Origin of the sequence: Nocardia farcinica (assembly GCF_001182745.1) — a bacterium.
Taxonomy (GTDB): domain Bacteria; phylum Actinomycetota; class Actinomycetes; order Mycobacteriales; family Mycobacteriaceae; genus Nocardia; species Nocardia farcinica.
Genome location: NZ_LN868938.1, coordinates 2,609,282 through 2,630,713, shown reverse-complemented (window position 1 = coordinate 2,630,713; position 21,432 = coordinate 2,609,282). Strand labels below are relative to the sequence as shown.

General features: G+C 68.2%; 22 protein-coding genes. 18 read left to right on the top strand and 4 right to left on the bottom strand.

The annotated features are described in order from the left end of the window. Positions 1 to 28: 28 nt before the first annotated feature. Positions 29 to 640, bottom strand: coding sequence for a helix-turn-helix domain-containing protein (locus tag AMO33_RS32175; protein ID WP_060592731.1), 612 nt, complete (start codon positions 638 to 640; stop codon positions 29 to 31). A gap of 125 nt (positions 641 to 765) precedes the next feature. Here AMO33_RS32175 and AMO33_RS12695 point away from each other — a divergent pair, with 125 nt between their 5' ends. From AMO33_RS12695 to AMO33_RS32320, 11 genes are all read left to right on the top strand, one after another. Then, positions 766 to 966: a helix-turn-helix transcriptional regulator gene (locus tag AMO33_RS12695; RefSeq protein ID WP_060592730.1), complete on the top strand. Its 201-nt coding sequence runs from the start codon at positions 766 to 768 to the stop codon at positions 964 to 966. Between the two features lie 89 nt (positions 967 to 1,055). Next, positions 1,056 to 1,577, top strand: a complete 522-nt coding sequence (locus AMO33_RS12690; RefSeq protein ID WP_060592729.1) for a DUF6907 domain-containing protein — start codon at positions 1,056 to 1,058, stop codon at positions 1,575 to 1,577. Then, positions 1,574 to 1,927 (top strand): hypothetical protein, encoded by a 354-nt coding sequence (locus AMO33_RS12685; protein ID WP_060592728.1) that lies wholly within the window; start codon positions 1,574 to 1,576, stop codon positions 1,925 to 1,927. Before AMO33_RS12690 ends, AMO33_RS12685 begins: the two co-directional genes overlap by 4 nt. Next, on the top strand, positions 1,924 to 2,274 hold the full coding sequence (locus AMO33_RS12680) for a hypothetical protein (protein WP_060592727.1): 351 nt from the start codon (positions 1,924 to 1,926) through the stop codon (positions 2,272 to 2,274). The genes AMO33_RS12685 and AMO33_RS12680 overlap by 4 nt, the downstream gene beginning before the upstream one ends. Next, entirely contained in the window at positions 2,271 to 2,621 is a 351-nt protein-coding gene (locus tag AMO33_RS12675; protein ID WP_060592726.1) for a hypothetical protein, read from the top strand. The genes AMO33_RS12680 and AMO33_RS12675 overlap by 4 nt, the downstream gene beginning before the upstream one ends. 368 nt (positions 2,622 to 2,989) lie before the next feature. After that, positions 2,990 to 3,979, top strand: coding sequence for an AAA family ATPase (locus AMO33_RS12670; protein WP_060592725.1), 990 nt, complete (start codon positions 2,990 to 2,992; stop codon positions 3,977 to 3,979). A 156-nt stretch (positions 3,980 to 4,135) separates the two neighbouring features. Then, positions 4,136 to 4,468 (top strand): helix-turn-helix domain-containing protein, encoded by a 333-nt coding sequence (locus AMO33_RS12665; RefSeq protein WP_060592724.1) that lies wholly within the window; start codon positions 4,136 to 4,138, stop codon positions 4,466 to 4,468. Positions 4,469 to 4,705: 237 nt separating this feature from the next. Then, complete coding sequence (locus AMO33_RS12655) at positions 4,706 to 5,635, top strand: hypothetical protein (RefSeq protein WP_060592722.1); 930 nt, start codon at positions 4,706 to 4,708, stop codon at positions 5,633 to 5,635. Between the two features lie 33 nt (positions 5,636 to 5,668). Continuing rightward, positions 5,669 to 5,860 (top strand): hypothetical protein, encoded by a 192-nt coding sequence (locus AMO33_RS12650; protein WP_060592721.1) that lies wholly within the window; start codon positions 5,669 to 5,671, stop codon positions 5,858 to 5,860. Between the two features lie 147 nt (positions 5,861 to 6,007). Beyond that, positions 6,008 to 6,448, top strand: a complete 441-nt coding sequence (locus AMO33_RS33100; RefSeq protein WP_444980005.1) for a phage terminase small subunit — start codon at positions 6,008 to 6,010, stop codon at positions 6,446 to 6,448. Then, a complete protein-coding gene (locus AMO33_RS32320) occupies positions 6,448 to 11,301 on the top strand; it encodes a transglycosylase SLT domain-containing protein (protein ID WP_060592719.1) in 4,854 nt (1,617 codons plus the stop codon). The genes AMO33_RS33100 and AMO33_RS32320 overlap by 1 nt, the downstream gene beginning before the upstream one ends. A 271-nt stretch (positions 11,302 to 11,572) precedes the next feature. Here AMO33_RS32320 and AMO33_RS12635 read toward each other — a convergent pair whose 3' ends face one another. Together AMO33_RS12635 and AMO33_RS12630 are read right to left on the bottom strand one after the other, a co-directional pair. After that, a complete protein-coding gene (locus AMO33_RS12635; protein WP_240327497.1) occupies positions 11,573 to 12,502 on the bottom strand; it encodes a helix-turn-helix domain-containing protein in 930 nt (309 codons plus the stop codon). A 554-nt stretch (positions 12,503 to 13,056) separates the two neighbouring features. After that, a complete protein-coding gene (locus AMO33_RS12630; protein WP_060592718.1) occupies positions 13,057 to 13,863 on the bottom strand; it encodes an inositol monophosphatase family protein in 807 nt (268 codons plus the stop codon). Between the two features lie 29 nt (positions 13,864 to 13,892). Between AMO33_RS12630 and AMO33_RS12625 the strand changes: the two genes are divergently transcribed. Continuing rightward, positions 13,893 to 15,059, top strand: coding sequence for an NAD(P)-dependent oxidoreductase (locus tag AMO33_RS12625; RefSeq protein WP_240327494.1), 1,167 nt, complete (start codon positions 13,893 to 13,895; stop codon positions 15,057 to 15,059). 96 nt (positions 15,060 to 15,155) lie between these two features. Next, positions 15,156 to 15,530 (top strand): VOC family protein, encoded by a 375-nt coding sequence (locus AMO33_RS12620; RefSeq protein ID WP_060592716.1) that lies wholly within the window; start codon positions 15,156 to 15,158, stop codon positions 15,528 to 15,530. Between the two features lies 1 nt (position 15,531). Here AMO33_RS12620 and AMO33_RS12615 read toward each other — a convergent pair whose 3' ends face one another. Continuing rightward, positions 15,532 to 16,326, bottom strand: a complete 795-nt coding sequence (locus AMO33_RS12615) for an alpha/beta fold hydrolase (protein ID WP_060593457.1) — start codon at positions 16,324 to 16,326, stop codon at positions 15,532 to 15,534. Positions 16,327 to 16,370: 44 nt separating this feature from the next. On the opposite strand from AMO33_RS12615, the gene AMO33_RS12610 reads away from it, so the two are divergent. The 5 genes from AMO33_RS12610 (at position 16,371) to AMO33_RS12590 (ending at position 21,034) form a co-directional block, all read left to right on the top strand. Further along, on the top strand, positions 16,371 to 17,162 hold the full coding sequence (locus AMO33_RS12610; protein ID WP_060592715.1) for an AraC family transcriptional regulator: 792 nt from the start codon (positions 16,371 to 16,373) through the stop codon (positions 17,160 to 17,162). 14 nt (positions 17,163 to 17,176) lie between these two features. Beyond that, positions 17,177 to 17,800 carry a PQQ-binding-like beta-propeller repeat protein gene (locus AMO33_RS12605; protein ID WP_197657701.1) on the top strand — a complete coding sequence of 208 codons (624 nt, stop codon included), beginning with the start codon at positions 17,177 to 17,179 and terminating at the stop codon, positions 17,798 to 17,800. A 95-nt stretch (positions 17,801 to 17,895) separates the two neighbouring features. Next, positions 17,896 to 19,302 (top strand): cytochrome ubiquinol oxidase subunit I, encoded by a 1,407-nt coding sequence (locus AMO33_RS12600; RefSeq protein ID WP_098083021.1) that lies wholly within the window; start codon positions 17,896 to 17,898, stop codon positions 19,300 to 19,302. Further along, on the top strand, positions 19,302 to 20,339 hold the full coding sequence (locus tag AMO33_RS12595) for a cytochrome d ubiquinol oxidase subunit II (RefSeq protein WP_041559976.1): 1,038 nt from the start codon (positions 19,302 to 19,304) through the stop codon (positions 20,337 to 20,339). The genes AMO33_RS12600 and AMO33_RS12595 overlap by 1 nt, the downstream gene beginning before the upstream one ends. Then, positions 20,339 to 21,034 carry a type 1 glutamine amidotransferase domain-containing protein gene (locus AMO33_RS12590; RefSeq protein ID WP_060592713.1) on the top strand — a complete coding sequence of 232 codons (696 nt, stop codon included), beginning with the start codon at positions 20,339 to 20,341 and terminating at the stop codon, positions 21,032 to 21,034. Before AMO33_RS12595 ends, AMO33_RS12590 begins: the two co-directional genes overlap by 1 nt. Positions 21,035 to 21,432: the final 398 nt, after the last annotated feature.

The window sequence follows — 21,432 nt, the reverse complement described above, 5'->3', positions numbered from 1 at the left end:
CTTGCCGATTCGCAGCGGTGGGCGGCCCCTAGTCATCGGACCCTTTGCGTTCGAGCGAGTTCGCGAGCAAATTCACGTACCCTGACACCTCCTCAAGGGCGGTACGCAGCGACTCCGCCAACAGTGCAGGCTCTACTGTCTCCTCGTCGAGGATGGCGCTGACGACAAAGCTGCGCAGCGTGTTCAGCGAAGCCATTGCAGGGTGTCGAAAGGTTCGCTGCTGTCGTTCCTGGGCCACCCGGTACCACTCTGGGGCGGCGGCCAACAGTTCGCTTCTTGCGTCGTCATAGTCAGCACCATCACGGATGTGTAGTGGTGTGGCGTCCGTCATCCAGCCTCGCAGCACGACTGGCTTCACCGGTTCGAGTTTGGGTGCTACAGAAATGAGGTCACGGTCGTCTGCTCCCAGAAAGTCGGCAGGGCTGGCGTTCAGGGCTGCGGCCAGGCACAGCAGATTCTCGACCGTCACCGTCCGCTTGCCCTTCTCGATGTTCGTGATCGCGGAGGGCAGCATGCCGGCGCCGATGGTGGTCATCCGCTCCGAAAGTTGGCGCACAGTTAGCCGCCGAACGTCACGGATCCGCGCCACGTTCTTGGCGATCAGCGCGGGAACGGTCCAAGTGGTGGGCTCTGTTTGCATACGGCGAACACTAGTTGGTGTTTGACAACCGAGCAATGCTGAGACACGATGTTCGCGTATCGGCAACACGATGCGAAAGATTCAGAACATAGCAGCGTCAATCGCAAACGGAGGAACTGCACCCCATGGAAGCCAATACCGACTACTGGCTCACCCGCCAGGAGGTCGCGGACCGGCTGAGGCTGCCGGTGAAGACGGTCGCTCAGTGGGCGTACCAAAACCGCGGTCCGAAGTTCCGGCGGATTGGCCGCCACACCCGCTACCTCCTGGCCGACCTCATCGAATGGGAGAACGCGCAGGAGATGGGCGGATCGGACGCCGCCTGATGTCCAACGTCGGAACAGAAAGAAGCCCGGGAGCGGCGGCCACCGCTCACCGGGCCAACAAGCACACCACCTGCCCAGGAGGCATCGCTATGTCCCACACAGTACCCGAGCTCCCCGACAACCCCAACCATGGGGCGTTCAACCCCGGTGATCCCGTCCGGCTGCCCACCATCAGCCTGGACGGCAAGCTCGACGGCGGCCACCTCTCCGGCGTCCTCGACCACATCGGCAGCGACGGGTTCGCTCGCATCCGCGTGGACGGCATCGCCCAGCCCCTCGTCGTCGGCGTCGACCGGCTCGTCCCCGACCCGATCCGGCCGTGCCCGCCCTGGTGCGACAACCCCAACCGCCACGACGACGAGCTGCCCGTCGACCGGAGCTGCTGGTCGACGGACCGGTCGATCGCCCTCAACCGGGACCGATGGGGCGCGGGATTGCCGACCATCGTCGACACCGGCGCCCAACTCCGGGCGGGCGACACCGAAGCACTGGTCCTGATCTCCCTCCGCGGCGGCGCCAAGGATCTCGGGTTGCGGTTGACCCCGTGGGAGGCCCGCCGCCTGGCCGCCGATCTGAAGCACTTCGCCGACCTCATCGAGGGGCGGGAATGACACCCCCGCACAGCAACATCCCCCGGCCGCGGGACACCCGCGGCCGGGGGGCCCGGCTCGTCGCCCCGAGCCTGGGCCGCGCGATCACCAGCCCCGCCGACGTCCGACAGGTCTGGAAACGGCACCTCGGCGACCAGCCCGTTCCGCCACCGCGGCCCCGACCTAACCCACTCACCGAACAGGAATGGCAGGAGCGCGCCCGCCGCGCCCAGCTTGAAGCCGCGCGACAGCGACTCACCGGCACCACCGAAGCCCCCTGGCCGGAAGTCGAATCCGCGTGGATCGAGTCCATCCGCCTCGCCCGCGCCGTCCTGCAACCCACCGACCCGACGAAAGGCGCCACACGATGACCGACAACAACGACACCGTCATGATCACGGACGAAGACGGAATGCCGTTCGGTGTCCTCTACATCCCCGCGATCCAGGAAGCCGCGGCCACGCTCGTCTACAAGCACGCGGCCGTGGCCGAGGACAGTGACGCTCTGGCCCGCCTGACGCTCGAATGGCCCTGTGAACTCGACCACGACACCGCGGGCTACGTCGCCGCGGCGGCCCTGACGCTGCTGACCCAGGACGTCGTCGCGCCGATGCTCGCCGTCATCCACGAGTTGGCGCCCGCGGTCGCCGACCAGATGCGGGCGAAGCTCGTCGAGCTCCGCGACGCCGCGGTCAACACCCTTGGCGGTGGGCAGTGACTCAGCAGATGCGGAGCGGTGCCGAATCCGTGTTCTTCGGCCGAGGGAAGCGGGACGTGGTGCTCGATGTGCATGAGGTTCGCGCTGAAGCTGTGTCGCTGGTGTTCCGGTTGGCGGCTGTAGCGCGGGATGCCGACAAGGTGCAGGAGGTTGGCGGGAGCTGGCTGGCCGGCGTCGATGAAGTCGCCGCGGATGCTGTCGTGCGCTACGCGCTGGGATTGATGACGACCGAAGTCGTGGCGGGGTTGCTGGCCGTCCTCGATGCGACGGACGGCACTCTCGGGCAGTTCGTGACGGAACAGTTCAGGACCAGACAGGATGCTGACGAGTTCGGCGGTGGCCGTTGAGCGACTACCGACACACCCAAGGCGCGGCCACACCGGCCGCGCCTTCGGGCGCCGCGCATGTGCGGCAGCCGGAACCCACCGCGCACTGCTACGACCATGCCGTCTACGACGCGGTGTGTTTCAGCTGTCAAGCGGCCTATCGCGAGCAGATTCGGGAGGAACGCGCCCGTCGTCGGGACCTTTCCTGGACCGCCAGTGGTCCTGGTCCTGAACCCTATAGGGGCAGGACCAGGACCACGCGGCGCAATAGCGCTTCTGACCAGCAGAAAGGGGCAGCCGTCGTGGTCCTGGAACCCGATGCCGGTCAGGACCGCGCGCCGGACTGGTCCGGTCCTGGTCCCGGACCGGACCAGGACCGGGAGAGGGCCATGGACTATGGACGGTACTTCGACGTGGCCGCCCTGCTCGACGGCACCTTGCCCGAGCCCCCGCAGCCGGTCTACGGAACCCGGACCGACGCCCGAGCGCTGTTCTACGCCGGGGAGGTCAACGCGCTGTTCGGTGACCCGGAGTCCGGCAAGACCTGGGTCGCGCTGACCGCCGCGCGTGAAGTCCTCTCCGAGCACGGCCACGGCCGCGTGCTGGTGATCGACCTGGACCACAACGGCGCGGTGGCCACGGTGTCGCGGCTGCTCGCGCTCGGTACTGGCCCGTCCGTCCTGGCCGACCGGGAGCGGTTCCTCTACGTCGAACCGGACAGCCGAACGCACTTGCTCGCGATCATCGCCGACATGCACCTGTGGGCCCCCGATGTCGTCGTGCTCGATTCCCTCGGCGAACTGCTGCCGCTGTTCGGCTCATCGTCGAACTCGGCCGACGAGTACACCACCGCGAACTCGGCGGTGCTCAAGCCGCTGAGCAAGACTGGCGCCGCGGTGCTGGTCATCGACCATCTGGCGAAGGGCGCCGAGTCGCGCAAGCTGGGCCCGGGTGGCACCACGGCCAAGCGGCGCGCGATCGGCGGTGTTTCGCTGCGCGCGACAGTCCAGGAGGCATTCACCCCCGGCAAGGGCGGCTCGGCGTGGCTGACGGTGAACAAGGACCGCCACGGCGGGGTGCGCCAGCACTGCCCGGTCGGTCGTGAACCGGTGGCCGGACGTTTCGAGTTGCGCCCGCACGCGGCCGATGGCCTGCTCGAGGCGGTCATACACGCCCCACGTGAGGGAGACCAACCGCCGAGCTTCGACATCCTCGGCCAGTTCAACAGCGGCGGCAACCTCGCGGGCGATGTGGTGGAACTGAGCAAGTTGGACCCGCCCCCGAGATCCAAGCGCGATGTGCAGGAGCGGATGGGCTGGGGCAGCGATCGGGCGTACAAGGCGCTCAAAGCATGGCGCGAACAGGACGGAGAGTCATGAGCCAGGACGACGAGGAGACGTTCAACTTGAACGTCTCCTCGTCGGCCAACCGTGTCGCCTGGTTCCCTCGGCGGGCGCTGCTCCGCATCGGGATGGCCGTTCGCGACCTGCAATTTCACTATTTGACTACCCACTACCCGGAGGAAGGAGTACGTCATGAACATCAGCGACCGGGAAGTCCGAGCTGCCTACCACTGCGTCGCCGAGGTCTACCGCCGACGTCAACACAACGGAGCACCCATCGCCGGACCCATCCGACACCTGTACGAACGACTCCACACCGAAATCAGCCAAGGCCCCGCAGACCAACCCGACCCCCGCATCCACAGCGACGAAATCAGCACCAACACCGCCGCCGCCATCCTCGGATGCTCACCCCGATGGGTCCGCAAGATCGCCAACGACCTGGACGGAATACGCGTCGGCCGCACATGGATCTTCAACCGCGCCACCGTTGAGGAATACGCGCAAGCCCGCAACGCCGCCTAATCGATTCCCCACACGGAACGTGCCACACACCTCGGTGGCGCACGCTCGATCCATGAGCCACCCACTGCCCTCCATCTCGCCCCTGGACCGCCTGAGGGACGCCGTAGTCGAATACGTCAGCTCCCTCAGCCCCGGCGAATTCGCCGCATTCATCGCCGAAGCACGCCCACCCGAGGAGCCCGCCGGCGAACTCAAGCAAGCCGCTCACCGATTCACCCGCAACGACGGGAGCCACCGATGAGCGCCATCAACATGAGCATGCTCCGACTCCGCGGCGAACTCCGAAACCCCGCCCTCCGCACCGCCGTCGAAGCTCTCGACGGATACACCAACGCGCTCGCGATCGCGGAGCAGGCAATCCGCCGCCGGGACGAACACACCCCGCAACCATCCGGCGCGCCAGCCGAAATCCAAAACGTCCTGACCGCGGGCGAGATCCCCGAGGACTACGTCAAGCGCATGGCCGAGCACGAAAAGGCCGTCGCCGACCAGAAAGCCGCATACGTCGCGTTCGACAATCTCCGCGACCAAGCCCTTGCCCGCTGCAAACAGATCATCACCGCCAGCGTCGACCAACTGCTGACCCACCTGAACGGCCAGCTGACCAACCTCATCGACGAAGCTCAGGCACCCGCGACCACCCTCCGCGACACCCAGACTGCCGACGAAGCCATCCGCGCCGGCGCCGAAGCAATCGCAGCCTTCGGACAGCTCGACGACATCTGGCGACGCTACCGCGAGATCCGCGATGCCCAACTGCACGTCCTGCAGCACTACGTGTCACACCACATCGTGGAGCGTGGACGCAACGCTCACTGCCGCGATGAACTCGCCAACGACCACTTCATCGCAAACCTCGACGAGGTGTTCCCCGGCTGGCGAAATGGATCCCACGACCGCGGCCCCTGGCCTGAACCCGGACCGCTCCAACTCAAGTGGCTGATCTGCAACAGCGACGCGCAACTATGGGTTCCCACCGAACGCCAGATCGAACAGCTGTGGACCGACCGCAGCGAAGCGCGCCGCACCCACATCAGCAAGAAGCTGGAACACCCCCGTACCCAGAGCGATATGAGGCGCATGGCACCCCGCAACGGCGTCACCGGCGAACCGGTGTTCCAACCCGCGCGTGACTGGCCCACCAGCGCCGCCGAACTCACCCGCTGAGCTGAGCCAGCATCAAACCGAAGGAGCATTGCAATGCCCGACACATTCAACAGCAGCACCAAGGCCAACGCCGACGCTACTTTGCCGCCGCTCACCGCGTCACTGCGCAAGCTCTGGTCCGACGCCACCCCATACGGGGCCCGAGTGGACCCAGGTCCGGCTTGGCGCGCGCTGCTCGACGTCGTCCACGACCTTGAGCAGCGCGTGATCGACCTGGAGGGCTGACCCTATGCCCCAGGTACCGGCCATCCACCAGCCCACCAGCACGACCACACCCCCACCCACCCCCCTCCCCGCCACCAGCCGAGCATCGGGACGCTCTGCAGATTCCCTGCCGTACGCATCCCAGGGTCTACGGGGGGTGTGGGGCTGATGCCGCCGTTGCCGAAGCACCCGAGCGTTCGGGCCCGTCGCAATCGGGCGTCTACCAGGGCGTTTCTGACTCCTGTGGAGGATCCTCAGGTGCCGGAGTTGCCGGCCTATGCCCAATGGCATCCCGCGGTGCTGGAGTGGTGGACGGATTGCTGGTCGTCGCCGATGGTTCCGGAGTGGACCGAGAGTGATCGGCACGCCCTGGTGATGGCCGCCCGGTTGATGCAGTTGGTGTGGTCGGAGACGACAGCTCCGACGGCTCGCACGAACGCGGCGAGTGAGGTCCGATACCTGTTGCGGGAGTGTGGGTTGACGCCGATGTCGCGGCGGTCGTTGCAGTGGGAGGTGTGTAGGGCCGAGGAGGCGGTGGAACAAACCTCCCGGCGGCGTGGAGCGGGTGGGAGTGATCCGCGGTTGACGATGATGAAGGGTGGCGTCTGATGCCTCAGTACGACGCGGGTTCCGCCGGAATCAAGATCAAGCCCAACTTCCGGAACTTCGTCACCGAGACGGAGGCGGAGTTGCGGCGGCACGACTTCCGGATGGAGGTCCGGGTCGGTGCCGACACTTCGTCTGCGGCTGCGGAGATCGGGGCGTTGCAGGAGTTGGCCCGGGCCAACCAGACGTTCCGGATGGACGCCGACACGCGACTTGCTGCAGCCGAGTTGGCGGCGTTGCAGCGGGTGGCGCGGGAGAACCAGACCTTCCGCGTAGGTGCCGACACCGCGGCGGCGGCTGCGGAGATCGAGGCGTTGCGGCAGCTGATGCGGGAGGGGTGGACGATTCGCCCTGACGTCGATGGTCCGTCGTTCGCTCGGGCGCGGGGGAGGGTCGCGGGGTTGGGGGCGGATCTGCGCCGGGCCGGGTCGGTGAACTTGACCGTGCTCGGCGTGATCGGCGCGGCCGGGGCGATTGCTGACCTGTTGGCGATTGCTGATGCGGCGGCCACCGCGGCGCGCACAGTGAGTTTGATTCCGGCGATCGGGTTCGGTGGTCTGGCGGGTATCGCGAGCGTGGCGACCGGCATGTCCGGTATCCCGGCAGCGTTCAAGGCTATGAAGTCGGCATCCGATGATGCGGCTGATTCGGTCACCGACCAGCGTGACGCCCTCGAGGACGTGGAAGAGGCGCAGTACCGGGCGCGAGCGGCTACTCGTGGGCTGAACGACGCCTACCGGGACGCGTCGCGCTCGATCCGCGACATGAACATGGACCTGGATGAGCAGAAGCTCTCCGTTGAGGACGCTGCCATCTCGGTGGAAGAGGCCGGCAAGCGCCTGATGCAGGTCCAGTTCGATCCGACGGCGGACTCCACCACTCGAAAGCGTGCCCAGAACTCCTACGACCAGGCCGTGCTGCGGCTGCGGCAACAGCAGGTAGCGACACAGGATCTGGCGCAGGACACCGCGGAGGCGAACGCTCGCGGCGTGGAGGGGTCTGAGCAGGTGGCCGCCGCACGGCAGGCTGAGGCGAGCGCGTTGCGGCAGCTGCGGGACGCGACGGAGGCGTTGAACGCGCCTTCGGGCGGGCAGGACAAGCTGAACATGGCGCTGGCGGAGTTGTCGCCGAACGCTCGGCAGATGGTGACCGATATCCGGTCGATCGGCCCGGCGTGGACGGAGGCACGGAAGGCCAGTCAGGACGCGTTGACCAACGGGATGGGTCCGGCGATTCTCGTGCTCGCCGATCGGCAGTTGCCGACGCTGCGGGATGGACTGGTGGGCATCAATACCGCCATCAACGGCGGTCTCCGGGCGTCGTTGTCGGCGCTGGCCAGTGACGTCAACCGGGTCGATTTCAAGACCGCACTGGACAACACGACGGTCGGGTTCGCCAACGCGGCCAAGGGCGCGGAGCCGCTGACCAACGCCGTCACCAAGCTCATCACGGTCGGGTCGGAGTTCTTCCCCCGCTTCGGCACCGCGATCGGCGACGTGGCTGAGCGGTTCAACGATCTGATCCAGCGTTCGGCGGCGGACGGGTCGCTGAAGAAGTGGATGGAGGAAGGCATCGAGTCGACGAAGACTCTGGGCACCATCCTCTACAACACGGGCTCGGCGGTCCGGTCGCTGATGCGTGCGGCGGGCAATGACGGGGAGACGTTGCGGTCCCTCGACGAAATCACCGAACGCATGTCGCGGTTCCTGAAATCCACTGAGGGGCAAGAAGAGCTGAAGGAGTTCTTCCGTGAGGCGCGGGAGAACATGGCCGAGCTGAAGCCGCTGCTGAGCGACCTGCCCGAAATCCTCGGCGGCGTATACGACGGTTTCCAGGCGTGGGCGGGTGTAGTGCTGCCGTTCCTGACAGTGGCCGGTGATCTGCTGGCCGATCACCCGGACTTGGTGCGCGATGTCGTCATCGCCTACCTGGCAGTGAAGACGATCGGCCCCATTTTCGATGCGGTGCGCGGTTCGATCGCGGGCGCGGGCACGGCTATGGCGAACTTCCGGCAGGGCTACGGTTCGGCGGCTCAGAGCGCCGCGGGATCGGCGGGCATGCTCGGCGGTGCCCTGGGCGCGATGGGTCCGCTCGGTGTGGCTGCCTTGACCCTCGGCGTGGGCGCGGGACTGACTTACCTGACCCAGAAGCACGCCGAAGCCGAAGAGGCGGCGCGCAAGCAGCAGGCTGCGGTCAACGATCTGCGCGGCACCCTCGACCAGCAGACTGGCGCGATCACTCAGGAGACGATCGCCAACACCACTCAGAAGCTGGAAGAGACCGGGTATCTCGAGCGGGCCGCCGGTCTCGGTGTCAGTCCGCACACGTTCGTCCGCGCCGGCCTGGGCTTGGACGAGGCAGGCAAGAAGGCGATCAACGACCACATCACCGCGATCATCCTCGAGCAGATGCCGATGAAGCGGGAATCGGAGTTCGAGTTCGAGCAGGTCCGGTTGCAGACCAAGCTGACCGATACCGAGATCGCGCAGGCACTCCAGGGCATTCCGGAAGCGGTGAAGAAGTACACCGACGCGGTCCAGGAGCTCAAGGACAAGGGCATCCCGGTGGCCGATTTGGCGATGCTCAAGGACACCATGACCGATGTCGGCGAGTCCGCGGCCACGCTCGGCGGGGAGATGAACGGGCAGAACACTGCCACCGCGGAGGCGCGGGAGGCATGGCAGCGGATCAACGAAACCCTTAAGGGTACTTTCACCCTCACCGAGCAGGGCAAGCAACGGTTCGACGAGATGGGCATTTCGGTCCAGTCGGTGCCCGATGAGAAGACGATCGTCATCAAGGACACGACGCCTGAGAACCTGGCCCGAATTCGGGAGTTGCAGTACGAGATCCGCAACAACCTGGACGGAACCTTGACCCTGATCGCCAACACTGAGCAGGCGCGGGCCGATATCCGTCAGTTCACCGAGCAGCCAGTGACCATGAAGGTCAACGTAGAGATCGCGCGGTTCGCGGGTATCGAGGCGCGTGGGACTGTGCAGCTCCCGGCGCGTGCTGAGGGTGGGCAGCTGCCCACGACCGGCCCCGGCACTGAACGCCGCGACGGCATCCTCGGCGTCGCCGCGGCGACAGGTGCGCCCATGACGTGGCTCGACGGCGGGGAATGGGTCATCAACCGCGACTCCGCTGCCCGGTACGACCGGGAACTGGCCGCGATCAACGCCGGCACCTTCCCGCGCATGGCCGAGGGTGGTGTGGTCGGCGGGTCGGCGCAGGCCCTCGAAGACTACGCCCGCTCCCTGGCCGGGACACCCTACGGTGGCGAGTTCGACTGCTCGGGTCTGATCTCCAAGCTCGCCAACGTCGCTGCCGGGCTTCCGCCTGACACCGGCCGCATGTCGACCGCGAACGAGGGCCAGTGGTTGGCGGCGCTCGGCTGGCAGACCGGCAAGGGCGGACCGGGCGCGTTCCGGGTCGGGTGGGTCAACGACCCCAACATGCCCGGCGGCGGCCACACCGCGGGCACCTTGCCGTCTGGGGTGAACGTCGAATCCAACGGCTCCGCCGGTGTCGTGTACGGCGGGTCGGCGGCTGGCTACAACCACCCCATGTTCAACCAGTGGGCGTTCCTGCAGATGCAGGCCACGGGCGCGAGCACCACCGGCGTGGGCGGGATCGGCACCGGCGACACCTCCGGCGTCACCACCCAGCAGGTGCTGTACACGCAGGCGCCACTGCCCGGGCGGCGCAGCGACCAAGAGCTGCAGCGGCTGCAAGGTGAGGCGGCAGTGGATGCCGCCAACAGCGAACGCAACGCCGTCTACGCGAACCCGAACTCCACCGACGCCGACAAGCTCGCGGCGGACTTGAAGTACCAGCAGGCGCAGAACTCGCTGGAGTCGTCGCAGAAGACCACTGGCAGTGAGTCCACGCCGCCGTCCCTGCAAGGGATCTTCTCTCGGGCGGGATCGATCCTGGCGACCGGTCTGCTGTCGGCGTTCGGTCTGGAAAACAGCATCTTGTCCGAGTCCAACCCGTACAACCGGGCGATCGGGACCGCGCTGGACTTCTACTCGCAGAAGAACGGGCAGCTGCAGCAGCCGGAGTACAGCTACACCCCGAAGAACCTGCCGTCGATGGTCACGACCACCACCCCACAGTCCGCGGCGCCGTCGAATGTCCCTGGTACGCCGGAGGATCTGGGCACCATCACCGTGCAGGGCGCCGCCGCCTACACCCCTGGTGCCGGGGTGGAGCAGTGGCGGGGGTTGGCGACACAGGCGTTGATCAAAGAGGGCTTCAACCCCAACCAGGTCGACATCATGCTCGCCCAGATCCAGTCCGAGTCCGGTGGCGACCCGGCGATCGTGCAGCAGGTCATCGACGTCAACTCCGGCGGCAACGAAGCCGTGGGATTGCTGCAGGTGATCCCCGGGACGTTCGCCACCTACCGGGATCCGGCGCTGCCGAACGACCGCACCCACCCCTACGCCAACATGGTCGCCGCCTTGCGCTACTACCGCGCCCGCTACGGCATGGACCTGTCGACCATGTGGGGGCAGGGGCACGGCTACCGCGATGGCGGGTGGGCGATCGGGCCCGGCGGCCCCCGCGACGACGGGTTCCTCGCGCCCTTGTCCAACGGCGAGTTCATCGTCAACGCCGACGCCGCGGCCCGCAACGCCCCCCTGCTGGAGGCAATCAACGCCTCCAGCTGGTCAGCGAACAGGGTCGACCCCAACGCGTTCGTCGCTCCCACCGGTGCCACGGCCGCGGCCGGGCACGACCTGTCCACCACGATCAACGCGCGAGTAGCGGACGTCGACGATCTGGTGGAGTTGGCCGAGCGTCGAGCCCACGCCAAGGCGATCGGACTCATGGCGTCGCTGCCGTAGCAACGGCGACAGGTGTTCGATTCTGGACACCTGTCGCGGTGCCTAGCATCGCAATTTGCGCGATCCGATCTATTTGCCGACGTCGGCAAAATGATCGGGCCTCGTTTGAGAGTTTGGTTCACTAACAACCGTGTCGGTCAGCCGCACGGTTGCGGCGGCAACTGGGGATAGCCGCGAGACAATCCGCCGCGAACCTTCTACTGCGTCATTTGACGCAGTAGAGCAGGCGCCGAATTCGAGGTGAGTTACTTCCGGTCACTCTCCTCGGCGGTCAGTCGCGCATGTCCGGATCAACCTGGGCGAGCATCACATTCAGCCAGTCCGTATGCCGATGCTCGGCGGGCATGGCCTTCACGCCCTGCGTCGCCTCGGCGATGCCGTCCGCGCGGCGGCCCATGCAACTGAGCACCAGGCCTCGCTGCACCCCGAGGAACCCCGGGGTGTACCAGTAACCGCCCGGCGGCAGTTCGTCGTATTCCGGCGGATCGGCGGCCAGCTCCCGCGCGGCCGCGCGATGCTCACCGCGGCGAGCGAGCAACTCGGCCTTCCAATACCGGTCGAACGCGCGCAACGCCGGGTGAACCCCATCCTCGGCCAACGCGCCATCGGCCAGGTCCAGGGCTTTCGCCAGGTCGCCGTCATGGCGGGCAGTGAGCGACCGAAACGACAGGGCGTGTGCCCGCTGCGCCCCGTCCTGCGCCAGTTCCACGGCGTCGCGCAACACCCGATCAGCGACCATGCGCCGGCCGATAGCGTGCTCGAGCCATCCCCGGTAGCGGGTCACGTCCGACGCCAGGGCCGCCGAGGGCCGGCCACCGGCACCGTGCCGCGCCAATTCCCGTGCGGTGCCGTCCATGCCTCTCACCAACGACACCACCGTCGCGGCGCCCACGGTGTCCTCGAGGTGGCGGGTCTTGTCGAGTATCACTGCCAGGTCATCAACCCCGCTCAGTCCTGCGCTGGACGGGTCGGAGACTGTGGAGCTGAGTCGTCGGAGATCCACGCCGTCAAGCACCGGATCGGACAGCACCGCGCGGTAGCGGTCGAGAACTCCCTCGGTGACCGGTCGGCGGCCGGTCTCCACCAGAGATAAGTAGCTGGGGGTGTAGTGGGTCTGCGCGGCCATGCGGCGTAGCCCGATCCCCGCGGCGCACCGCAGTTCCCGCAGCAGTTCCCCCGTCACCGTGCCATCGGTCAACACAGGTCAACGGTAGAGCGGTTCCGGTCCCGGTGTCGGGTGAACACACTCAGATCAGCGCTCGATGCCGGGTCGACCCCCGACCCCCCGAAGCGGCTCCCCGGCATCGAGCGCCCACCACTGTGATCCCAGGAGGTGGGCGATCCGCCCATCGTTTAATCGACGTATATGGGTGGGAAATAACAGGAAACGTCACGATGTGACGGGCGCCCTGATCGGTCGGATAGGGCTCGGATTCAACGTCTTTCGCGAACCGATGGGAAGTGACGAAACGCCAGGCGTCATAATCCATTGGTCGCGGGTTCGAGCCCCGCCCGCCCCACCATCCCTTCTTCCTGGGAATTGTTTGCAACTTCTCGGCCTGTGTCCAGGAGTCTTCGGCCTTCGAAAAAACGCTGTTCGAGCCGGTGTGGTGGGGCGGTCGCTGCCCCGCCGCGCGCAGCCGAGCGTCGCCCGGTCTTCGAGGCGCGGCGAAACTATGCCGGGCGGAATGCCTTCTCCGAGCAGAAGTAATCGCAATCCCCGGTCGCCGAGTGAGTATGCGCTTTCCCGCTCGATCAGTGATGACCTGCTCTCGCATCGGCCACCAGACGGAGTAGCTCGGCAGACAGGCCCGGCGCAGCGGCGATGGTGTGTTTGGACCCGACGGTGTGCGGGCTGCCGTCGGTGTCGGTGACCAGCGCGCCGCTCTCGGCGGCGATCAGAGCACCGGCGGCGGTGTCCCAGGGGTTGTTGGACAGCATGACGCAGCCGTCGGTGCGTCCCTCGGCCACCCACACGAGGTCGAGTGCCGCCGAACCGAACATCCGCACCCGCTCGACCCGCTCCGCGAGTGCGGTCGTGATCGCCAGGCGCTCCCGGTTCTTCCGGGCGGCCCCGGCGCCGACCGCGTAGTCGCCGAGAGAGATCACGGCGTCGGAGAGGCGGGTGACGGTACTCGCGGTCATCGGCGCGTCGTTCACAGAGGCCCCGGCATCGAGGGCGGCGTGATACTCGAGGTCGAGGAATGGTGCGTTGACGACGCCGAGCACGGATCGCCCGTGCTCGACCAGGGCGAGCGAGACGGCGCAGAGAGGGAGTCCGTGGACGAAGTTCGAGGTGCCGTCGATGGGGTCCAAGGTCCACCAGCGAGACTGTTCCGACAGGTCCGGTGCGGGGTTCGCTTCCTCCCCGAGGAAGCCGATCTCCGGCGTGCGCCGCGCCAAGAACTGCTGGACCACCATTTGAATCTCGACGTCCAATTCGGTGACGTAATCGCGGTCGCTCTTGGCAGCAATCTTTCCTGCCGGCGTGCTCGCCAGGAGCCGTGCGCCTTCCGTGACTGCTGCCCGTGCGATGTCGAGGAGTTCGTCGAGACCATTCACCCGGCCGCTGCCTTCCCACGCGTCTCTTCGTGCACCGGTCACCGGGAATTCTCGTCCACGGCACGGATCGCGAGGGTAGTTCCGATCGGCGGGCGGCCGCCGGCAGGGGCATCGCTGTACGAGTCTGTGATTCGAGACAGGTTCCGTCGGCCGAGTGCTGCGGTGACCTGTTCGCTTACCCCGGGGTGGGGAGCTCCCGGCAAAAGTGCGTACTTGTCGCCGCCCTGCCGCGCACCGACACTCGCCCCAATCGAGAATCTCGCCGTGGTTGCACGGCGCAACCCCGTGATCGGAGTTTCATGACAGGCCAGAACACTTCGGTGACCGTGCTCGGCACCGGTTCGATGGGCACCGCGGTCGCCGAGGCACTGCTTTCGGCGGGGCATCCGACCACGGTGTGGAATCGCGCCCCGAAACGTGCGGCGGCGTCGGTGGCGGCGGGGGCGCGGCAGGAACTCGGGATTGCGGAGGCTGTCGCGGCGAGCCCGTTGATCATCGGGACCGCGACGAGTTTCGCGGCTACGCGGGACAGTCTGGGTGCGGCGGTGGATGCGCTGAGTGGGCGGACGATCATCACGTTGAACAGCGGAACACCCGCATCCGCAAGGGAATTCGCCGATTGGGTCACCGAGAAGGGTGCGGGATTCCTCGGTGGCGCGGTGAAGAATGTGCCCGGGGCGGTCGGAAAGCCGGACACGCTGCTGTATTTCGGTGGGGAGCGGGAGATCTTCGACCGCTACTACGACGTGTTGCGGGCGCTCGGTGGGGACCTCGTGCATCTGGGGGCCGAGCCGGATACCGCCGCGCTCTACGAATCCGCGGTCGGCGCGACCTTGCTCCCCGCGTTGCTCGGGTTCTTCGAGGGGGCCGCGATGGTGGCGTCGCGCGGGCTGCCGGCGCGATCGATGGTGCCGTATTCGGTCAAATGGTTGCAGATGATCGAATCGCTGCTGCCGGTGCTGGCCGAGGAGATCGACCATCGCGATTACACGCGGCTCGGGTCCTCGATCGGGCTGTTCCATGCCGCGATCGAGGATGACCGGCGGCTCGGGGAGGAGACCGGGGTCGACATGTCCTGGCATTCGCCGATGCACGATCTCCTGCGCCGGGCCGTCGACGAGGGGCGGGCCGCGCAGAGTGTCACCGCACTCATCGAACTCCTGGCACCGGATCGCACGGCGGTGCGGGATCGGTAGTTGGTTCAGCCGGGCACTTCGTCCCCGAGGGCGGCCGGTTTCCACCCCACCCCACCGGGTACACGCACCGCGTTGTCCGAGCGGAGGAGGTCGATGATGACGGCGGAGGGTGTCAAGGGTTTGCGGACGGTCGTGTTGGACTGCCCGGAGCCGCGGGAGCTGGCCGAGTTCTACCGGGGTCTGCTGGGCGGTGAGATCATCGAGGAGGAGAGCGATCGGACGTGGGTGGCGCTGCTGGATCCGCAGGGGCGGCGGCTGGCCTTCCAGCTCGCACCGGAATATCAGCCGCCGACCTTTCCGGATCCGCGCGCCTCGCAGCAGATCCACCTGGACATCCTGGTGCGCGATGTGGAGGTCGCCGAGCCCGCGGTGCTGGCGCTCGGGGCGAAGTTCGTGCAGGCGGCCGAGAACTTCCGCGTCTACACCGATCCGGTCGGGCACACCTTCTGTCTGGTGTGGCTCGAGGAGTGAATCAGTTTGCCGCCGCAGTGTTCTCGACAGGCCGGTCGAGCCAGGCGAGCAGTGCTTCGGTGACCTCGGCGGGACGTTGCTCCATCAGGAAATGGTCGGCGTCGAGCAGGACCAGGTGCGCGCCGGGGATGCGGCTCGCCAGTTCCCGGGCGGTGTGCAGGGGGATGGCCGGGTCGCGGCGTCCCCAGATCACGGTGGTCGGGCAGTCGACGGCGGCCAGACCCGCGGCGAGTTCGGGGCGCACCCGCACCCGGTAACCGGCCCAGAAGTGGGCGTACCAGCGGCGGCCTTCGGGGGTGCGCAGCATGCTCAGGTAGTCGTCGAGCAGGCCGGGGGAGAACGAGCCGTTGCGGACATATCCGCGCAGGCCCCAGCGGTGCAGGGGATACATCGCGCGCACGGTGAGCAAGCGGCGGGTGGCGCGGTGGCTCGCGAGCGTGGTGAACGCGCCGAACAGCAGGCGGTAGGGCCAGGTGAAGGTGCCGTGGGCGCGGGAGTTCAGGAGCGCGAACCGGCGGACCCGGTGCGGATACCGGTGCAGGAAACCGAGGCCGAGAAAGCCGCCGTAGTCGTGGGACAGGCGGACATCGCGGTCGGAGGCGCCCCAGCCGGGCAGATCGGGCGCGATCACGCGCCGCACCGCCGCCAGCGGTGCGAGCTGATGCGACCAGGCGCGATGATCCTCCGGCCAGCCGTGCAACAGCACCAGTGGTTCGCCGCGGCCCGCGGTCACGTAGGCCACGCGGACGCCGTCGACGGTCGTCTCCCGCGCGGGGCTGTCGAGGGAACTGCTCATCATCGCCTCCCTGGGGTTGTTCGGTTGTGGGTATCGTCGGCCCCATGACCCGGTTCGCACTTCCGGAAACGTGCGCCGCGGATGTGGGCACGGCCCGACTGTGGGTGCGGCTCGGGCACGCGATCTACCTCGGCCCGAGCCCCGGGCTCGACCCGCACTCGACCGCCATCCCCTCGCTCGGTGTCGGCGTCGACGCGCCGTTCCTCGTGCGGGTGCCCGAGCACGGCGACATCGAAGCGCGGAGTTTCCTGTTCCGCGCCAGGACGATTCACCACGTCGCGCGGAGCAGCGGGCGGATGCTCTACTGCTTCTTCGATCCGACCTCCACCCGCGTCGCGCACTGTCTCGGCGGAATGAACCGCGCCGTCGGCGGCTACCCGGTCGAACACCGGCACGAAGCCGAGCTGATCGCGCTGTGCGAGCGGGACCCGCTCGACGTCGACCGGGTGCTCGAGCTGGCGGGGATGCCGCTGCCGGTGATCCGCGATCCCCGGATCGCCGCCGTCGCGGCCGCCATCCGCGCCGATCCCGCCCAGCCCCAACGCGCCTCGGAACAGGCACGAGGAGCCGGATTGTCCACCTCCTACTTTCTCCGCACCTTCGCCGCGCAGACCGGGACCAGCTTCCGCCGCTATGTGCAGTGGGCGCGGATGCTGCGGGTGGCGCGGGCGTACGCGGCCGGGCACGACATCACCCGCGCGGGTGTCGACGCCGGATTCGCTTCGCCGTCGCATTTCAGCGACACCTCCCGCGCCATGTTCGGCCTCACGCCGACGGCGTTCCTCGGCCTGGGCGGGACGCTGCGCATCATCGAGGACCAGCCGCGGCCCGCCTGAATGTCCCCGCCTGAATGTCACTGGGTGCTGCTAGCTTTCGCGCCGACGCACCGACGACGAGCGGGACCGGGGATATGACCGCGCCCGCGGTGATGGGGGCACGCGCGGCGCGCTCGGTCACCCGTCGCGCCATCGCCAGCTCGCGCTCCACGGCCCGTTCGGCGCCGGTGCTGTGGAAGCTCGCCACCGGCTGCGGCTCGGCCTACTCCGTGCGGTACCACGACGAGAAGCTCTACCTCGTCACCACCAACGGCACCCTGGCCTGTCTGGACGTCGCCGAATCCGCGGTCCGCGCCGCCGAGGACGGCGTGCTGCCGCCGACCGTCTCGATCAAGGCACCCGAGATGTCGGCGGTCCTGCCGAGCAACACCGTCGAAATCACCACCGGCGCCGGTGACGGCGTGGTGGTGGAGTGCGTGGAGCGCGACGGGCGGCCGCGCGTGCACATCGTCTCCCCGGGCTACCGCCGCGAATGGAACGGTCCAATTCCCTCGCGACATCCGCGAATCAGGTGCGAGGTATGTGGTCGAATCCGCGCGCGGCGGCTTCTACTGCCTGCGCGGCGACATCCGCCGCCTGCGGTGAGGGGCAACCGAGCCACGCCGCACAGGCCGCTCGGGGATCGGACGATCCACTGATCCGGGACGCTGGGCCGACCGGGTGATTTCGCCGGGGAATGGGGGATACCTCGGGAAAGGGCTGGTCGGCTCGGGTATCGAGGAAGGGGCGGTCGATGGTGGTGGAGATGTGGGGGGTGCTGGCGGCGGGGGAGGGGCCGCCGGGGTTGCTGCCCGCGCGGCAGCAGATGGCGTTCTCGCTGGGGTGGCACATCGTGCTGGCCTGTTTCGGGGTGGCGTTTCCGGCGATGATCTTCGTGGTGCATCGACGGGGGATCGTGCGCGGGGACGCGGTGGCGTTGGGGTTGGCGAAGCGGTGGGCGACGGTGTCGGCGATCCTGTTCGCGATCGGGGCGGTGTCGGGCACGGTGCTCAGCTTCGAGATGGGGCTGTTGTGGCCGGGGTTGATGGGGCGCTACGGGGACGTGCTGGGGTTGCCGTTCGCGTTCGAGGGGTTGTCGTTCTTCGTGGAGGCGATCTTTCTCGGCATCTATCTCTACGGGTGGGGGCGGATGCCGCCGCGGCGGCATCTGTTGATGCTGGTGCCGATGGCGGTGGCGGGGGTGGTGGGCACCTTCTGCGTGGTGAGTGTGAACGCGTGGATGAACAATCCCACCGGGTTCCGGCTGGTCGACGGCGAGGTGACCGACGTGAACCCGTGGCGGGCGATGTTCAACGACGCGGCGTTCCTGCAGTTCGCGCACATGTGGGTGGGGGCTTTCATGGTGGTCGGCTTCGTGGTGGCGGGGGTGTACGCGGCGGGGATGCTGCGGGGGCGGCGCGACGAGCACCATCGGCTGGGCTTCACGGTGCCGTTCGTGTTCGCCACCGTGGCCGCGCTGGCGCAACCGCTGATCGGGCACGTGCTGGGCATGCGGGTGCACGATTCGCAACCGGCGAAGCTGGCGGCCTTCGAGCTGGCCACCACCACCGAGGGACCGGCGCCGCTGCGGCTGGGCGGGCTGCTGATCGACGGTGAGGTGCGGGGCGCGCTCGAGATCCCGCGGCTGGGGTCGATCATCGCCCGCAATTCGCTGACGGCGCCGATTCCCGGGCTGGACACCGTCCCGGCCGACGAACACCCGCCGGTCAACATCACCCACCTGGCCTTCCAGACGATGGTCGCGGTCGGCACCGCGCTCGCGCTGCTCGTGGTCGTGTTCTGGGTGCTGCGCTGGCGGCGCCGCGACCTGCTGGCCCACCGGTGGTTCCTGCGGGTCGCGGTGGTCGCCGGGCCGCTGGCGGTGCTGGCGCTCGAGTGCGGCTGGATCGCCACCGAGGTGGGACGGCAGCCGTGGACGGTGTGGCAGGTGTTGACCACCAGGGACGCGGCGAGCACCAGCGAGGGGCTGTGGTGGAGTTTCACGATCGTGCTGCTGGTCTATCTCGGGATGACGGTGGGCGCGGTCGTCGTGCTGCGGTCGATGGCGCGGCGGTGGCGGGCCGGCGCGGTGCACATCGCCGCCCCGTACGGGCCGGGCGCGGCGCCGGTCGATGAGGCCGAGCGCGCCGGGAGGCCGTGATGGAACTGTCGGATGTGGTCGCCTCGGCGATGTTCGCCGGGGTGGTGGCCTACGCGCTGTTCGCCGGCGCGGATTTCGGGTCGGGGTTCTGGGACCTCACCGCGGGCGGTGCGCGGCGCGGCGGACGGTTGCGCGTGCTCATCGACCACAGCATCGGCCCGGTCTGGGAAGCCAACCACGTCTGGCTCATCTACATCCTGGTGTTCCTGTGGACGGCATACCCCGGCGCCTTCGCCGCGATCATGACCACGCTGTTCATCCCGATGAGCCTGGCCCTGCTCGGCATCGTGCTGCGCGGGGCGAACTTCGCCTTCCGCAAGTACTCGGCCACGATCAACCAGGCGCGCCTCTACGGCGCGCTGTTCGCCGGGGCCTCGCTGATCACGCCGTTCTTCTTCGGCACGGTCGTCGGCGCGGTCGCCTCGGGCCGGGTGCCCGCCGACGGATACGGCGACCTGGTGGGTTCGTGGGTCAATCCCACCTCGCTGATCGGCGGCACGCTGGCGGTGGGGACCTCGGCGTTCCTGGCCGGGGTGTTCCTCACCGCCGATGCCGCCCGTTCCGGCGACGACGCGCTGGCCGCCTATCTGCGCCCGCGCACCCTGGTCGTCGGTGCGGTGACGGGCGCGTTCGCGATCGCGGCGATCGCCCCGATCCGCCGCGACGCCCCGACACTGGGCCACGAGCTGCTCGGGCGCGCGCTGCCGTTGATCGTGGTGTCCGCCGCCGCGGGGGTGCTCACTCTCGTGCTGGTGTACCGGGGACGGTTCGGGTGGGCGCGGGTCTCGGCGCTGGTGGCGGTGGCGGCGATCGTGCTCGGCTGGGCGGTGGCCCAGACTCCGTGGATCCTGGTCGACCAGCTGCTCATCGCCGACGCGGCGGGCGCGCGGTCCACGCTGATCGGATTGCTGGTCGTGGTGGCGCTGGCCGGGGTGACGGTGTTGCCGGCATTGGCCTACCTGTTCTGGCTGACTCAGACCGATGCGTGGGTACGCGAGGAGAACAGCACCGATTCCGATCATGCGAGGAGAGACTGATGGCCGAGATCCTGTTCGTCATGTCCGGCGCCGACCACTGGACGCTGGCCGACGGCACGAAGCACCCGACCGGGTTCTGGGCGGAGGAGTTCGTTGCCCCCTACGAGGTGTTCACCGCGGCAGGGCACACGGTGACCGTCGCGACACCGGGCGGGGTGGTGCCGAGCGTGGACCGGGGCAGCCTGGCGCCCGAGGTCAACGGGGGGCCGGAGAACGCGGCGAAGCTGGCCGAGGCCGTGCGCACCGCCGCGCCGTTGCAGCATCCCGTCCCGCTGGCCGAGGTGGATCCGGCCGATTACGCCGCGGTGTTCTATCCGGGCGGGCACGGCCCGATGGAGGATCTGCCCACCGACGCCGACTCCGGGCGCGTGCTGGCGCAGGCGTTGTCGTCGGGCAAGCCGTTGGGCGTGGTGTGCCACGGGCCCGCCGCACTGCTGGCCACCGCCGACGCCGACGGCAATTCCCCGTTCGCGGGCTACCGGCTGACGGCGTTCAGCAACGCCGAGGAGGAGCAGGCCGGGTTGGCCGCCAAGGCGCCCTGGCTGCTCGCGGACCGGTTGCGCGAGCTGGGGGTGGAGTACCGCGAAGGCGAACCGTGGGCGCCGCACATCGAAGTCGATCGCACCCTCTACACCGGACAGAACCCGGCGTCGTCACGGCCGCTGGCGGAGGAGATCGTGCGCGCCCTCGACTGACCTGTCCGGATGCCGACGAGTGACCTGGGAATTCCCGCGACCGGACGGGTGCATTCTCCGGCAGGCGTGTCTCAGCGGGAATCGCCGCGACCCGGACCGCCGCCGGGGGCACCCGCCGGACGAATCCCGGGCGCCGCGTGGCTCGACCGCCCGGTCCGATTCCGGGCGAATTGCTCGTCCGATGCTCGGACTCCGCCGGGAAAGCCGGGACGGCGGCGGTGGCCGGAGCCGCGCACGTCCGCCCGTCACCGCCGCCCTCCGGTCTGATCCACCCGGAAGTTACGGGGCGGATGCCGGGAAATCGCTGCGTATCCGCCCGTTTTGCCGGATTCCGTTATCCGATCTCAACAATCTCTTCACATTTCCGACCAGAACCGTTCACCGGGTAGGCGGATTTT

Excerpts from the sequence above, each read along its gene's own strand:
- AMO33_RS32175 (WP_060592731.1), bottom strand. The coding sequence starts at position 640 with ATGCAAACAGAGCCCACCACTTGGACCGTTCCCGCGCTGATCGCCAAG.
- AMO33_RS12695 (WP_060592730.1), top strand. The coding sequence starts at position 766 with ATGGAAGCCAATACCGACTACTGGCTCACCCGCCAGGAGGTCGCGGAC.
- AMO33_RS12690 (WP_060592729.1), top strand. The coding sequence starts at position 1,056 with ATGTCCCACACAGTACCCGAGCTCCCCGACAACCCCAACCATGGGGCG.
- AMO33_RS12685 (WP_060592728.1), top strand. The coding sequence starts at position 1,574 with ATGACACCCCCGCACAGCAACATCCCCCGGCCGCGGGACACCCGCGGC.
- AMO33_RS12680 (WP_060592727.1), top strand. The coding sequence starts at position 1,924 with ATGACCGACAACAACGACACCGTCATGATCACGGACGAAGACGGAATG.
- AMO33_RS12670 (WP_060592725.1), top strand. The coding sequence starts at position 2,990 with ATGGACTATGGACGGTACTTCGACGTGGCCGCCCTGCTCGACGGCACC.
- AMO33_RS12665 (WP_060592724.1), top strand. The coding sequence starts at position 4,136 with ATGAACATCAGCGACCGGGAAGTCCGAGCTGCCTACCACTGCGTCGCC.
- AMO33_RS12655 (WP_060592722.1), top strand. The coding sequence starts at position 4,706 with ATGAGCGCCATCAACATGAGCATGCTCCGACTCCGCGGCGAACTCCGA.
- AMO33_RS12650 (WP_060592721.1), top strand. The coding sequence starts at position 5,669 with ATGCCCGACACATTCAACAGCAGCACCAAGGCCAACGCCGACGCTACT.
- AMO33_RS33100 (WP_444980005.1), top strand. The coding sequence starts at position 6,008 with ATGCCGCCGTTGCCGAAGCACCCGAGCGTTCGGGCCCGTCGCAATCGG.
- AMO33_RS32320 (WP_060592719.1), top strand. The coding sequence starts at position 6,448 with ATGCCTCAGTACGACGCGGGTTCCGCCGGAATCAAGATCAAGCCCAAC.
- AMO33_RS12620 (WP_060592716.1), top strand. The coding sequence starts at position 15,156 with ATGACGGCGGAGGGTGTCAAGGGTTTGCGGACGGTCGTGTTGGACTGC.
- AMO33_RS12615 (WP_060593457.1), bottom strand. The coding sequence starts at position 16,326 with ATGAGCAGTTCCCTCGACAGCCCCGCGCGGGAGACGACCGTCGACGGC.
- AMO33_RS12610 (WP_060592715.1), top strand. The coding sequence starts at position 16,371 with ATGACCCGGTTCGCACTTCCGGAAACGTGCGCCGCGGATGTGGGCACG.
- AMO33_RS12605 (WP_197657701.1), top strand. The coding sequence starts at position 17,177 with ATGTCACTGGGTGCTGCTAGCTTTCGCGCCGACGCACCGACGACGAGC.
- AMO33_RS12600 (WP_098083021.1), top strand. The coding sequence starts at position 17,896 with ATGGTGGTGGAGATGTGGGGGGTGCTGGCGGCGGGGGAGGGGCCGCCG.
- AMO33_RS12595 (WP_041559976.1), top strand. The coding sequence starts at position 19,302 with ATGGAACTGTCGGATGTGGTCGCCTCGGCGATGTTCGCCGGGGTGGTG.
- AMO33_RS12590 (WP_060592713.1), top strand. The coding sequence starts at position 20,339 with ATGGCCGAGATCCTGTTCGTCATGTCCGGCGCCGACCACTGGACGCTG.